This is a genomic window from Clostridium estertheticum (genome assembly GCF_018861295.1).
Taxonomy (GTDB): Bacteria; Bacillota; Clostridia; order Clostridiales; family Clostridiaceae; genus Clostridium_AD; species Clostridium_AD estertheticum_D.
The window spans coordinates 13,579-27,033 of sequence record NZ_JAHLDM010000014.1 but is presented as its reverse complement, the minus strand read 5'-3'; the positions used below and the strand labels follow the sequence as shown (position 1 = coordinate 27,033).

The following is a 13,455-nucleotide window of genomic DNA, read 5'->3' as shown; positions in this document are numbered from 1 at the left end:
ATATAGCCAACCTTTTATTTTTATTGAAGTCAGATCAAATTTCCGTTTTCCAACTAACGTGTATTAGCTTTCTAATTCTTAAAGCTATGTATAGGTGCGGGAATTCTTCCACCACGATTTATAAAATCGTTACTTGAGAATTCACTTACCTTCATAACTGGAGCACGTCCAAGAAGTCCACCAAATTCTACTGAGTCCCCAACTTTCTTACCTGGAGCTGGTATTAACCTTGTTGCAGTAGTTTTATTATTAATCATTCCAATTGCACACTCATCTGCAATAATTGCTGATATTGTTTCTGCAGAAGTATCTCCTGGAATAGCGATCATATCAAGGCCTACTGAACAAACGCAAGTCATAGCTTCGAGTTTCTCAATGTTTAAAGCTCCCTTTTCTACGGCTTCAATCATTCCCTCATCCTCACTTACTGGTATAAATGCGCCACTTAAACCACCAACGCAGCCAGAAGCCATTATTCCTCCCTTTTTAACTGCATCATTGAGCATTGCTAGTGCACAAGTTGTGCCATGAGTTCCACATACTTCAAGTCCCATTTCCTCAAGTATCCTAGCAACACTATCACCTATTGCAGGTGTTGGTGCCAATGATAAATCTACTATGCCAAAAGGTACATCTAACCTTTTGGCAGCTTCCATTCCAACTAATTGACCCATTCTTGTTATCTTAAATGCAGTTTTCTTTATTACCTCAGCTACAACGCCAAAGTCAGCACCTCTTACTTTTTCGAGGGCAACTTTTACTGTACCAGGGCCACTTATTCCTACATTTAAGGTACACTCAGGTTCTCCAACTCCGTGGAAAGCTCCTGCCATAAAAGGATTATCATCTACCGCATTAGCAAAGACTACGATTTTCGCGCAACCAAGCCCATCACGATCGGCAGTAAGCCTTGCAGCCTCCTTAATAACTTGACCCATTTCGCGAACTCCATCCATATTAATTCCAACTTTAGAACTTGCAACGCTCACAGATGAGCATACTCTCTCTGTAACTCTCATAGCTTCTGGTATAGAAGATATGAGTCTATGATCACCAGTAGTATACCCCTTATGAATCAATGCAGAAAATCCTCCAATAAAGTTTACTCCTAGTTCATTTGCAATTTTATCAAGCATTATTGCATACTCTACATAATTCTCATCATTAGATGCTCCTGCAATCAAAGAAATTGGAGTAACTGAGATTCTTTTGTTTATTATTGGTACTCCATATTCAAGAGCCAAATCATCTCCTACCTTAACTAAGTTTCCAGCAAGTCTCATAATCTTTTCATAAATTCTAGCTCTAGCCTTTTTACCATCAGAATCACAACAGTCGAGTAAAGATATTCCCATTGTAAGTGTTCTAATATCTAACTTTTCATCCTCTAACATTTTTACTGTTTCCATTATTTGATTAATATTCACTTTCTACCTCCTATACAAGATGCATTGAATTAAATACATCCTCATGTTGCATTTTTATTGAAACTTTTAAATCTTTACCCATCGTAATTAATAATTCAGTTAGTTCTTTTGAAGAAATATTAATATTACCTAAATCCACAAGCATTACCATAGTAAAAAATTCTTGCATAATAGTTTGACTAATGTCCAAAATATTAGCATTTTTTTCAAATAATAAATTGGATACATTTGCAATGATACCTACTCTATCTTTCCCAATTACAGTTAATACAGCCTTCATTTTTCTCCTCCTTTTTTAATCACAAAAAAAAGCCGAATAGATAATACTCGACCCTTGAAATCAATATTATCCCCTGTCCTTTTACCTGAGAGTTTCACTAGTTTTCACAAGCTTGCTCCTTCGGTGCTCAATTCGAGTCTCTCCAAGGGCTCGTCCTATAACAGTCATATCCGTGCGGTACCTAAAAGATTTACTTTTTGGGTGTATAGATATTCTATACTCTTCTGCTATAATCATCCGAACTATTTAGTTGTAAGTTATTATTGTTATAATAACAGTTTTACTAACTAATATCAACATATTATATTAATTTCTCTATTTAAGACATTAAAAAAGATGCCTCTAAAGGCACCTTTTAAGCATATCTTATATTTGATTTGCTTTAATCTTTATTTCCGACGAAATACTCGGATTAAATACATGTTCTATTCTAGGTAGTGATATTCCTAGTGTTTCACGAAGAACATCCTCTACTGTTTCTACCGTTTTAATAGTTAACAAACTTCTAACTTCTTCAGGCACATCCTTTAGGTCAACTAAATTCTCCTTAGGAATTAATATTTTTGTTATACCTGCCCTTTGAGCTCCAATTAACTTTTCCTTAAGTCCACCAATTGGTAGTACTGCTCCTCTTAAAGTTATTTCTCCTGTCATTGCAAGTTTTGGATCCACCTTTATTCCTGTAACTAATGAAGCAAGTGCAGTGAACAATGTAATTCCAGCTGATGGACCATCTTTAGGAACAGATCCTGATGGAACATGAATATGAAGATCTCTTTCCTTAAAGTTTATAGAATTCATTGGTAACCTTGATTTAAGTAAACTTAAAGATATCCTTGCAGACTCTTTCATAACATCTCCTAGTTGTCCTGTTAATATAACTTGTCCACTTCCTAACATGTCCGTAGCTTCAATGAAAAGTATTTCTCCACCTACAGATGTCCATGCAAGGCCTGTAACTACTCCTGGTGGATTATCCTTTTGAGCCTTATCATGACTTGAAACTTTTCTACCAAGTAAATCGTCTAACTCACTTTCAGTAACAATAAATGGTAACTCTCCTTTATGTGATACAATTTTTTCTGAAGTAATTCTTGCAAGCGTAGCTAGTTGTTTTTTCAATCCACGAACACCAGCTTCCATGGTATATTCACTAATTATCTTTTGCAAAGCTCCATCTTCAATAACTAACTGTTCTTTATTTAACCCATGTTCTTCAAGTATTTCAGGTATTAAATGGTTTTTTCCAATATGGAATTTTTCATTCATAGTATAACTAGATATCTGGATTATCTCCATTCTATCAAGTAATGGCCTTGGAATGTCACCAATCGAATTAGCTGTTGCTATAAAAAATACTTCAGATAAATCATAAGGTAAATCCAAATAATGATCTGTAAAGCTGTTATTTTGCTCTGGATCTAATACCTCAAGTAATGCGCTGGCTGGATCTCCATTATAACCAGTCATTAGCTTATCCACTTCATCTAAAACAATAACTGGATTTATTTCTCCTGCTTTCTTTATGCTTTGAATAATTCTTCCTGGCATTGCACCAATGTAAGTTCTTCTATGTCCTCTTATTTCTGCTTCATCACGTATTCCACCTAAACTTAATCTTATATATTTCCTATCTAATGCCTGTGCAATACTTTTACCTAAACTAGTTTTACCAGTACCTGGAGGTCCAACTAATAATAAAATAGAACCTTTTTTATCTTTTTTAAGCTGCATAACCGCTAAATGTTGCAAAATCCTATCCTTAACCTTATCAAGTCCATAATGCTGCTCATCTAGTATTCGCCTTGCTTCTCCTAAATTAATAACTTTCGGTTCAGACTTTTTCCAAGGTAGTTTAACTAATAAATCTAAATAATTGCGTACAATATTATATTCAGCACTATTTTCGCTTTGTCTTTCTAACTTTTCAAGTTCATCTAAAGCAGCGCTTTTTATTTCAGCCGGCATTTGAGCCTCTTCAATTTTATCTATATAAGTTTTATCTTTCTTCGCACTCTCACTTTTTCCTTCATCTAATTCTGTTTGAATCGCCTTTAATTGATCTCTTAATACTGATTCTCTATATCCTTTATTAGCTTTCTGAGTGAATTTTTCTGCCATCTCAAGTTGCAACTTGAGAGCTTCCTTTTGTTTTAAGATGTAATCCATAAACTTAAGGCTTCTATTTTTTAATGACTTAATTTTAATTAACTCATACTTTTCTTCGTTTGTTAGTGGCATAAATTGAGTAAGATGAGCCATTAGTGCATTTAGCTCCTTTTGATCTTCTATCATCTTCATAAACTGGTCTGATCCCTTAAATCTTTCACTAACCTCACGAGTAACCTTCTTAATGCATTCAATCATTTCTTCTTGACCTTTTTCATTAAGATCAATAATATCTGGTATTACCTCAAATTCTACACGTATAAAACCACTTTCAATAATAAGTTCATTAATTTCAACCCTGTCTAAAGTTTTAATTTTCACTTGATATCCTTTTTCTGTTTTCTCAACTTCATTTACATGAAATGAAACGCCAACTCTATGGAAATCTTCTTCTTTTAACTGGTTCTGGTTAAAATTTTGTTTTAAAGGTAAAGCGATACTAAATTGTTGCTCATCGTCTAAATTTTTAAGTTCTTCTTCACTAATTTTATTTAGCTTTAAAGTATACTCCATTCCTGGTAATAAAACTATATCTGCTACAGGAATTACCATTCCCTCTTTATTTTTTTTATCTAAACTCATCATTATAATCATCCTTCCTTTCAAAAATATTCATAAGTGAATGTTCGTTTAATTAAGCTAACAAAGCATCCTGTATTATTGTAATCAACTCTTTTAGTAAATCATCCCTTTCAACTTCTCCAATGCATTGGTTACTCGCAATAGCCTTTATTGGAAAAAAAAGTATTGCTATCAAATTATCATTTTGAATATCCTTAAGCACTCTTTGCTGTTTCATTTCCTCAAACAAATTATTAAGATTTTTTATGCCCTTTCTATCTAAGCAATGGCAAGCTAAGGCTGGACAACTGGAAAATTGATCTACAAAATGAAATATCTCTCCATTCTCTTTGATGTAAGTATAATATCCTCTGACCAGTATTTCAATAAGTTCATGTCCATCCATATTCTTATAAACCATACTAAGCAAATAATCAAATATTTCTTCAGAATATTCATAATATATATCTTGAAACATAATTTCTTTATTCTCGTAATAAATATAAACAGTAGCTGGGGAAACCCCTGCCTCTTTTGCGATTTTTGAAATAGAAGTACCATGAAAACCTAATTCAAGTATTAGTTTAACAACTGCTTCCTTTATACTTTTCTCTTTTTCATCATCTTTTCTTCTCATCTAAACACCTCTACTAATTTCTATAATAAACGATCATTCATTTATTGTCAAGTAACATTTTATTATTATTGTGTATTTTTAAAAAATTTTATTATATTCTAGGTATACTGTCAAGAATATTTTTACAATACAGAACTGTTCCTTAATTTTTTAATACTCTTTGCAAGAAAAAATGCAGTAAGTGCTGTTGCAATCAAATCAGCGCAAGGTTGTGAAAACCATAATCCATCCAATTTAAGAAATAATGGGAGTATAAGGATAATGGGTATTAACACTATGACTTGTCTTAAAACACTTAAAACCATTGATGTTTTTGCCTCATTTATGGCTTGAAAATAACTTGCACCTAAAATTTGAAATCCTAAAATAGGTAAAACCATTAAGTCAATCCTAAGTCCATGTGCACCTAGTTTTATTAATTCAGGATTATTACCTACAAATATTGTTATAAGTTGATTTGCAAATAGTTGAACAACAATAAACCCAATTACAGCAATACAAGTTCCAAAAATTATGGCGAGCTTTAAAATTTTAAAAACTCTATCATACAATTTAGCCCCATAATTATATCCTATTATAGGCTGTATACCTTGACTAATACCAACTATGGGCATAAAAATTAACATTGATATACTATTTAATATCCCCATTGCAGCAATTGCAAGATTCCCTCCATAAGTATAAAGCCCTTTATTATACAAAATAGCTACAAGACTTGAAGCTATTTGCATAGAAAACGGTGCTACGCCAATAGCAAAAATATCATTTACAATATATTTATTGAGCTTTAAGTTAATTTTCTTTAATTTAAGTACGCTTCCACTGTTTTTTGCTGTAAAATACCTAAGTACTAATAAAGTATTAAAAACTTGAGAAATTACAGTTGCTATTGCAGCACCTTGAATTCCCATTTTAAATACAAATATAAATATTGGATCTAATATAATATTAATAATTGCGCCAAACATCATTGTAAACATTGCCATTTTAGGATTACCCTCGGCTCTAATTATATTATTAATGCCAAATCCTATATTTTGAAAAACAGCTCCCATAAGTATGATTTGTATATATGCTTTTGCATAAGGCAGATTATTTTGATCTGCACCAAATAATATTAAAATTTTATTCAAAAATAAAACTCCAAAAATTCCAAGTACTACTGATATTATTGTTAAAAGCATCACAGCATTCCCCAAAATATTATCTGCTGCCTCGACGTTTTTTTCTCCAAGTCTTATTGATATCACTGAACAAGCACCTATACCAATAAGCATTCCAAACGCCATTATAATGACTGATATTGGAAATGTTATAGCAAGTCCGGATAATGCATATGATCCCACCCCTTTAATATGTCCTATATATATTCGATCCACAATATTATATAAAGCATTCACTACCATTCCCGTTATAGCTGGCACCGAAAACTTAAAAAGTAATTTGCTTATACTTTCCGATCCTAATTTTCCATTCATAAATTTCCTCCATATTAAAAATAATATAATCTTGTAACATCCTTACTTATTTTACATTATAACGTCAGCTATATATTATATCATACGTTTTATGATTTAAACTGTCTTATAAATATAAATCCATCTAATCTAATTTAGAAATTTAAACTTCTAAAAATTACTTTATAATAAATGTTTTATAATAATTATTATCATTTACATTCTTATGCAACTATAGTATTATAATATATAAGAAATAAATATATAATTTAAACATAGTATTAAATATAACTAGTTTTTAAAACATCATAATTATAATATGTTTTATAGAGGAGAGATTAAATTGAAAATTGAAAATTTACTTAAACAAAAAACATTAGATTCAACTATAAATGTAAAAAACTCTATAGTTATGGCACCTATGACTACTTTTTCTGCAAATCCTGATGGAACAGTATCTGTGGCAGAATTAGGTTATTATAAAGCAAGGTCAAAGGGTGTAGGCATAGTAATTACTGCGGCAACCAATGTACAAGAATCAGGCAAGGGATTCCCTGGACAATTTGCTGCCTACAACAATAGCTTTTTACCAAGTTTAAAAAAATTATCACAAACCATAAAAGAAGAAGGTGCCTTAGCAATTCTTCAAATATTTCATGGTGGTAGAATGGCAATTCCTGCCGAAATACCTGGTGGTCAAACTATTAGTGCAAGCGCTATAGCAGCTGAGAGAGAAGGCGCAATGACTCCACGCGAAATGACCCAAGCAGAAATTCAAGATACTATTAAGGCTTTTGGTGAAACAACAAAACTTGCAATAGCTGCTGGTTTTGATGGTGTAGAAATTCATGGGGCCAACACATATTTATTACAACAATTTTTTTCTCCTCATTCAAACCGAAGAGACGATATGTGGGGTGGAAGCATAGAAAAAAGAATGAATTTCCCACTAGCTGTTATTGCGCAGGTTAAGAAAGTAATAAAAGAAGATGCCATAAAGAATTTCATAGTTGGCTACAGGTTTTCACCAGAAGAACTAGAAAACCCCGGTATAACTTTAGAAGACACTCTTTCATTTATAGACGTTTTATCAAATCAAGGATTAAGTTATTTGCACAGCTCCATATCTGATTTTTGGCAAAGTTCAATACGTAATGCTTCCAATACTAATCCTATTATTTGCAGTATACTTGACAAAATACATGGCAGAGTACCTTTTATTGGTGTTGGCTCTATCCACACACCTGAAGATGCTATAAAGGCATTAAACAGTGGTGCCACATTTATATCTCTTGGTAGAGAGCTAATCATGGAGCCCGACTGGGTCAGTAAGGTTCAAACTGGTGATTTTTCAAAAATACGTACTACTTTAAATAAAACTCAAAGAAAATCTTTAGATATTCCCGAGCCACTTTGGAATACAATTATAAATACACCTGGTTGGTTCCCAATGTCAAAATAATTACTTTATACTATTAAATACTTAACACATCTTATATAACAAAAGTACCAGATATGAAATAAAACATATCTGGCACTTTTCATTTTGATTACTCACTTTTTAAAAATCCTATATAAAAAATTCTTTCTGCGCCTAATATACTCTTTAGTTTTATAAAAATAAATAATAAAATGCAAAGATTTATTCTTTATCAGCTTACCGACTATTTTTTTTTGAAAACCTCCGAAGTTAAAATACTTTAAATTCTGACCTAAAATGTTGTCTTCAATAATTCGTGATATTTGCTTCTTAATTTCTAATTTATCGCAATCTGAATCTTTATAAAATAAATTGTTTAAACTCATTATAATGCTATCTGTGAATTTCAATTCTACTATATCTTTGTTTGTATCTGTATATGCATTATTATTAATTAAAAATTTCCTTACTGATTTGTACATGTTATTTTGATTATTATATAATTCTTTATTAAATGTAGATGTAATAGAATTATCATTATAATTTACATAATTATAGAGTTGTTTATCAATTATAGTGATGTTACCACAATGTTCTAAATATTGGAGATTGAATATAAGATCCTCCCCCCAATTTATTAAACTATCAAATTCAAGATTATATTTTTTTATAATATCAGCAACATATAACTTATTCCAAAGATAGTTAATATAATAATTTTTAAAAAGAATACCAAATTCATTCAAGAATGTTTTTTTTGTAATATTAACTTGCTTGTTTAAACTGATAGCCTTAACATTTATTTTACCATTTTTATCCTTAGAAACTCTTGTATATCCACAAAACACCACATCAATGTTTCTATTTATTTCATTAGTTAAAGTTTCAATCATATTAGGTTCAATATAATCATCAGAATCAACAAATTGAATAAATTTTCCTGTGGCTGCTTTTATACCTTTATTTCTAGCAGATGACACTCCTAAATTTTTTATATGTTCTACTTTAATACGATTATCCAGTTTTGCAAAGGTATCACACAAATGTCCACTGTTATCAATTGACCCATCATTAATAAGAATTAATTCTATATATTTATATGTTTGATTTAAAATGCTCATAATACATTTCTCTATATATTTTTCTGAATTATATACAGGAACTATTATACTAACAATCCTATTATGATACACTTTCTTCATCCAATCCTAAATCTTTTTTTATTTTAGTGGTTGATATTTTTGGCGTTCTTGATAGATATACTACATCACAATATTCTTTTAAAAAATCAAATTTTCCAGACCAATCGTTCCCAATAGTAAACACGTTAACATTAAATTCCTTAACATCATGAACTTTCTGTTCCCAACTATCTTCAGGTATAACCAAATCCACATAACGTATAGCTTCAATAAGCTTCTTTCTTTGATCATACGAGAAATAGCACTCTTTACCCTTTATAGCATTAAATTCATTAGTTGACAATGCTACTATAAGATAATCCCCCAGTTCTCTAGCTTTTTTTAATATATTTATATGACCATAATGTAACAAATCAAAAGTCCCATATGTAATTACTTTTTTCATTAGTTTTGTCCTCCCTTAACGATATCATTCTATAAACCTAATTCATTAAATAGCCTTTTAGTATTGTTAAAGTTTGAATAGCTATTAGTTTTATTATTAACTTCTTCTCTAATATCTTTAAAATCGTCTATATCATTGTTTACATTTTTTATGTAAGTTTTTAACTCAGAGACATCTTTAATAATTGGTCCTGGAATCCAATCATAAATATCTTCAAAAACAAACCCTCGGCTACTACTATATTCTTTTAAATCGTCCATTACAAAGCCAATAGGTTTATTAAGCAACATAAAATCAAAATAGACTGATGAATAATCGGTAATAAAAGCATCGAATTCTTGAAATAATGAATATAGTTGCTCACCTATATTTTTAAAATCACAATTTGTAACTATCTTAATATTACTTAATTTACTAAAGTCCTTTTTTTTAAGATAATCCATAGGATGTAACTTAATTACAAGTAAATCATTATTATCCCTTAAATATTTATTAAACTCTTCTAATTCTTCATTAGATAATAACGGTAATTTTCTATTTTTGTGTTTACCATCATTTCGTATTTCTGCCATAACTGATTTTCTAAATGTCGGCATCCATAATATTTTCTTATTATAAATTTCCCCATTTATCTTTAATTTAGATAATATATTTTTAAACTTATTTATTTCATCATTTCTAGGTAATCCAGTAATTAATACTTTACTCTTACTTACCCCAAAAACCTTGGATATGACATTTTGAAATTCATCAGATGTAGCTATAGTATATGTAAAATGAGGAATATTCTTCTCATCTTTATTGTCTAGATATCCTATGTTTTTAAGTGGCATACCATGCCATAAATTAATTACAATTTGCTTTTTAAGATTTTCTACCCCCTTAAAAGGTGTATGAGTATAAAATATATACTTCGAAGTCATATAATTTAATAACCCCAAAAGAGAATTCTTTTTTACAACCTTAACCTTAAATGAAAGTTGTAATTCACTAATTTTATCTGGAATAAATAAGTCATTTACTAACCACACAATTTCATATTGAGTCAAATTTTCTTTAATTATATAATTGAATACAGCCATACAGTTATCAGAAAAATCTGGAAAACTAACTAAACAAATCTTATTTCTTTTCTTTTTTAACATCTTATTTAATAATGAACATATTTTTAAAATACATATATTTATCAAAAAACCATTCCTTTTTTAAATATTTATTGTTTTATATAATATTATCGGTAACTATACTATATTTCTAACATTCGAAGTCTATCCTTATATTAACACACTAATCGTTTTTTGTCGTTTGTTGTCGACTAGCATTGTCTCATTAAAAAAACTATACAAAAAAATAAAGAAATGTTTAGAGATGTAAATTACACTTTACTTCTCCATTCATTTCTTTAAAATTATTTTTATATTTGTATATATTATAATTTTGCCTATTCTACATTATAGTTTTTATGAATAAGTCAAAATAAGTAACTTAACCATAAGTATATATCTATTCCTTACTAATTTTCATTTTTATCATCATATACGAAGTTACAAGGTCCTCCTTCACAATTTAAAACCTCTTCATCATCTTCGCCAGTATAAATTTCTTTATTAGTTACATCGCTTCCAGTTGCTGTTCCAAGCAATTTTTCAATGTCTGTTGATATATCTTCTGGTGTAGTTGTTGGTTCAAATCTATATTCTACATTACCATCTCTACCAATAAGGAACTTTGTAAAATTCCATTTTATTGAATCTCCTACTAGTAATTCTGGGAATTTTTTCTCAAGCATATCATTAAATTTTTTTTCATTAGGCTGATTCAAATCAAATCCTTTGAATTTTGCTTTTTCTGTAAGGTATTTAAAAATCGGATGAGCATTATTTCCCCTTACATCAGTTTTCTCAAACAATGGGAAACTCACTCCATAATTAATTTCACAGAAATTTTTTATTTCACTACTTTCACCAGGTTCCTGAGCTGCAAATTGATTACTTGGAAAACCCAATATTTCAAAGCCCTTGTCCTTGTACTGCTCATAAAGCTTCTCTAAGCCCTTGTATTGTGGAGTAAATCCGCACTTGCTTGCCGTATTAACTATAATAAGTACCTTTCCCTTATATTGTTTTAGAGAAACCTCTTCCCCATCTATTGTAATTGCATTAAAATCATAAATTGACATTTATTATCCCTCCATTTTTATTAACCATAGTTTTTATATAAAAATTAATATTTCTTAATAGTTATTATTATCTATAAATCTATTATAGCACAAAAAAAATAAATTACAATAAAGTTTAGCCTTTATTTATAGTATTATAGATATAAAAATATTTAAATATTCATTAACTTAGATATGGAATTTATTATATTAGCTAAAAATGTGATATAATAATTCTTTATGTATGTCTAATACCATTATAAATGGAAAATTTGTTAGGAGTGAAAAAATATGAAAAGTACAATATTAACACCTAGTGGGGTAATAAAATTAGAAGAAGAATTAACCCTACGAACCGGAGAAAAAAGAAGAGAAATAACGGCAGCAATTAAAGAAGCAAAGGGGCATGGCGATCTAAGTGAAAATGCAGAATATGATGCAGCTAAAGATGAGGAAGCTACTAATAATGATAGAATAATTGCAGTACAAGAATTGCTTCGAAACTCTACAGTAGTAGATGACGAGAGCAGTGATGAACACTTAGGTCTTGGTGGTCAGGCTGACATTAAATTTCTTGATACAGATGATATTGTAAAAGTACGCTTAGTATCCACAGTAGAGACCAATCCAGACCTTATGAATATAAGTATTGAATCACCACTTGGAATTGCAATCTATAAAAAGGCACTTGGAGAGAAATGCACAGTTTTAGCCCCTGAAGGGAATTACGAAGTAAGTATAGAGAAGATTTACGAATAGTAAAAAATATTAAGACTACTTAAATCTTTTTTATAAATTTTTTTGATCAAAGTAAAAATTTAAGCAGAGAGTAATCACTACTTAAATTTTTTCATATTACTAATGAGCTTTGTCAGTTGACGAAGCTTTAAAACTTTTTTCAATCATTTCTACAACTTTAGTATATTTATTCTTTTGATTAGTTGGAAATTTAAAAATAAAAGTATCAATTGAACCTTTTCCAACTACTTTCTTTTGGTATACTATTTTGTCGCCCTCGATATAAGATATTACAAACCAATTGCCATTTTTTACTTTATAATACATATCATTGTTTTTTATAGCTTTGTTGTATATTGAATCAACTGTATCGTGTGATATATTGTTAGTTCCATAAATCTGAAGTGATATACTCTCATCATCGGATTTAAGCATATTCCCATTAGCAGTTTCTTTAACTACTTTTAGTTCACTAGGATACTTAATCGAACATAAAAACTTTGCATTAAGATACTTTTTATATTCAACTTCTTTAGGTAACTCACTTTGTGACTTAGTATTTGATGTTTTTTGGTCCTCAATTGCCTTTGCATCTGACAATTTTTTATCTGCTATTATTTTTGCATCTACTATTTTCTTATCTGCTATTATTTTAGCATCTAAAATTCTCTGGTCTGCTACCTGCTCCGGTGTCCCTATTGTAGATTTGGCATTCTCTGCTGACAGCGACGGTGAAAGTATTTTATATATAACCCCTATTACAATAAGTAGTCCTATAACTGATAAACCTATAATGACTTTTATTGACCTTTTCATTAGTTTTCCTCCTAATATATTCATTTTTAGTAACAATTCTATGCTTTAATTTTTTACCTGAATAATATATTACCCCCCTAACTGTCACTGATATATCTAACACCATAATAACATTGCTTAAATGTGTTCAAATTTATTATCTTTGTTACTTTGTAAATGTATATCCAAGCTCAGTATACATTAATCTGTTGTCTTTCCAAAGTCA

11 protein-coding genes, 1 pseudogene and 1 riboswitch are annotated in these 13,455 nt (G+C 30.0%); of the genes and pseudogenes, 2 read left to right on the top strand and 10 right to left on the bottom strand.

The features are described 5' to 3' along the window. Positions 1 to 71 precede the first annotated feature (71 nt). The 5 genes from KPL54_RS14270 to KPL54_RS14250 form a co-directional block, all read right to left on the bottom strand. Positions 72 to 1,427 (bottom strand): PFL family protein, encoded by a 1,356-nt coding sequence (locus tag KPL54_RS14270; protein ID WP_268037890.1) that lies wholly within the window; start codon positions 1,425 to 1,427, stop codon positions 72 to 74. Positions 1,428 to 1,437: 10 nt separating this feature from the next. Further along, entirely contained in the window at positions 1,438 to 1,707 is a 270-nt protein-coding gene (locus tag KPL54_RS14265; protein WP_216107192.1) for an ACT domain-containing protein, read from the bottom strand. Positions 1,708 to 1,770: 63 nt separating this feature from the next. Continuing rightward, a riboswitch (glycine riboswitch) is annotated at positions 1,771 to 1,863 on the bottom strand. A gap of 210 nt (positions 1,864 to 2,073) precedes the next feature. Beyond that, positions 2,074 to 4,461 (bottom strand): endopeptidase La, encoded by a 2,388-nt coding sequence (gene lon / locus KPL54_RS14260; RefSeq protein ID WP_216107191.1) that lies wholly within the window; start codon positions 4,459 to 4,461, stop codon positions 2,074 to 2,076. 49 nt (positions 4,462 to 4,510) lie between these two features. Beyond that, positions 4,511 to 5,074 (bottom strand): TetR/AcrR family transcriptional regulator, encoded by a 564-nt coding sequence (locus tag KPL54_RS14255; protein ID WP_216107190.1) that lies wholly within the window; start codon positions 5,072 to 5,074, stop codon positions 4,511 to 4,513. A gap of 122 nt (positions 5,075 to 5,196) precedes the next feature. Then, positions 5,197 to 6,552 (bottom strand): MATE family efflux transporter, encoded by a 1,356-nt coding sequence (locus KPL54_RS14250; RefSeq protein WP_216107189.1) that lies wholly within the window; start codon positions 6,550 to 6,552, stop codon positions 5,197 to 5,199. Positions 6,553 to 6,874: 322 nt separating this feature from the next. On the opposite strand from KPL54_RS14250, the gene KPL54_RS14245 reads away from it, so the two are divergent. Further along, positions 6,875 to 7,993 (top strand): NADH-dependent flavin oxidoreductase, encoded by a 1,119-nt coding sequence (locus KPL54_RS14245; RefSeq protein ID WP_216107188.1) that lies wholly within the window; start codon positions 6,875 to 6,877, stop codon positions 7,991 to 7,993. Positions 7,994 to 8,085: 92 nt separating this feature from the next. On the opposite strand, the gene KPL54_RS14240 is transcribed toward KPL54_RS14245, so the two are convergent. The 4 genes and pseudogenes from KPL54_RS14240 to KPL54_RS14225 all read right to left on the bottom strand — a co-directional run. Beyond that, entirely contained in the window at positions 8,086 to 9,072 is a 987-nt protein-coding gene (locus tag KPL54_RS14240) for a glycosyltransferase family 2 protein (protein WP_253203476.1), read from the bottom strand. A gap of 61 nt (positions 9,073 to 9,133) precedes the next feature. Then, entirely contained in the window at positions 9,134 to 9,538 is a 405-nt protein-coding gene (tagD, locus tag KPL54_RS14235; RefSeq protein WP_216107186.1) for a glycerol-3-phosphate cytidylyltransferase, read from the bottom strand. 29 nt (positions 9,539 to 9,567) lie between these two features. Continuing rightward, positions 9,568 to 10,728 carry a CDP-glycerol glycerophosphotransferase family protein gene (locus tag KPL54_RS14230; RefSeq protein ID WP_216107185.1) on the bottom strand — a complete coding sequence of 387 codons (1,161 nt, stop codon included), beginning with the start codon at positions 10,726 to 10,728 and terminating at the stop codon, positions 9,568 to 9,570. A 446-nt stretch (positions 10,729 to 11,174) separates the two neighbouring features. Further along, positions 11,175 to 11,717 (bottom strand): annotated as a pseudogene (locus KPL54_RS14225) (glutathione peroxidase); the annotation flags it as partial. A 270-nt stretch (positions 11,718 to 11,987) separates the two neighbouring features. Between KPL54_RS14225 and greA the strand changes: the two are divergent. Further along, the gene (gene greA / locus KPL54_RS14220) at positions 11,988 to 12,455 is read left to right on the top strand and encodes a transcription elongation factor GreA (protein ID WP_071612655.1); all 468 of its coding nucleotides are present in this window, start codon (positions 11,988 to 11,990) and stop codon (positions 12,453 to 12,455) included. A gap of 99 nt (positions 12,456 to 12,554) precedes the next feature. On the opposite strand, the gene KPL54_RS14215 is transcribed toward greA, so the two are convergent. Next, positions 12,555 to 13,250 carry a hypothetical protein gene (locus KPL54_RS14215; RefSeq protein WP_216107183.1) on the bottom strand — a complete coding sequence of 232 codons (696 nt, stop codon included), beginning with the start codon at positions 13,248 to 13,250 and terminating at the stop codon, positions 12,555 to 12,557. Positions 13,251 to 13,455: the final 205 nt, after the last annotated feature.

What these genes read in the sequence shown, in the direction of transcription:
- KPL54_RS14250 (WP_216107189.1), bottom strand. Translation starts at nt 6,552, where the DNA reads ATGAATGGAAAATTAGGATCGGAAAGTATAAGCAAATTACTTTTTAAG.
- tagD (WP_216107186.1), bottom strand. Translation starts at nt 9,538, where the DNA reads ATGAAAAAAGTAATTACATATGGGACTTTTGATTTGTTACATTATGGT.
- KPL54_RS14255 (WP_216107190.1), bottom strand. Translation starts at nt 5,074, where the DNA reads ATGAGAAGAAAAGATGATGAAAAAGAGAAAAGTATAAAGGAAGCAGTT.
- KPL54_RS14265 (WP_216107192.1), bottom strand. Translation starts at nt 1,707, where the DNA reads ATGAAGGCTGTATTAACTGTAATTGGGAAAGATAGAGTAGGTATCATT.
- KPL54_RS14215 (WP_216107183.1), bottom strand. Translation starts at nt 13,250, where the DNA reads ATGAAAAGGTCAATAAAAGTCATTATAGGTTTATCAGTTATAGGACTA.
- lon (WP_216107191.1), bottom strand. Translation starts at nt 4,461, where the DNA reads ATGATGAGTTTAGATAAAAAAAATAAAGAGGGAATGGTAATTCCTGTA.
- greA (WP_071612655.1), top strand. Translation starts at nt 11,988, where the DNA reads ATGAAAAGTACAATATTAACACCTAGTGGGGTAATAAAATTAGAAGAA.
- KPL54_RS14240 (WP_253203476.1), bottom strand. Translation starts at nt 9,072, where the DNA reads ATGAGCATTTTAAATCAAACATATAAATATATAGAATTAATTCTTATT.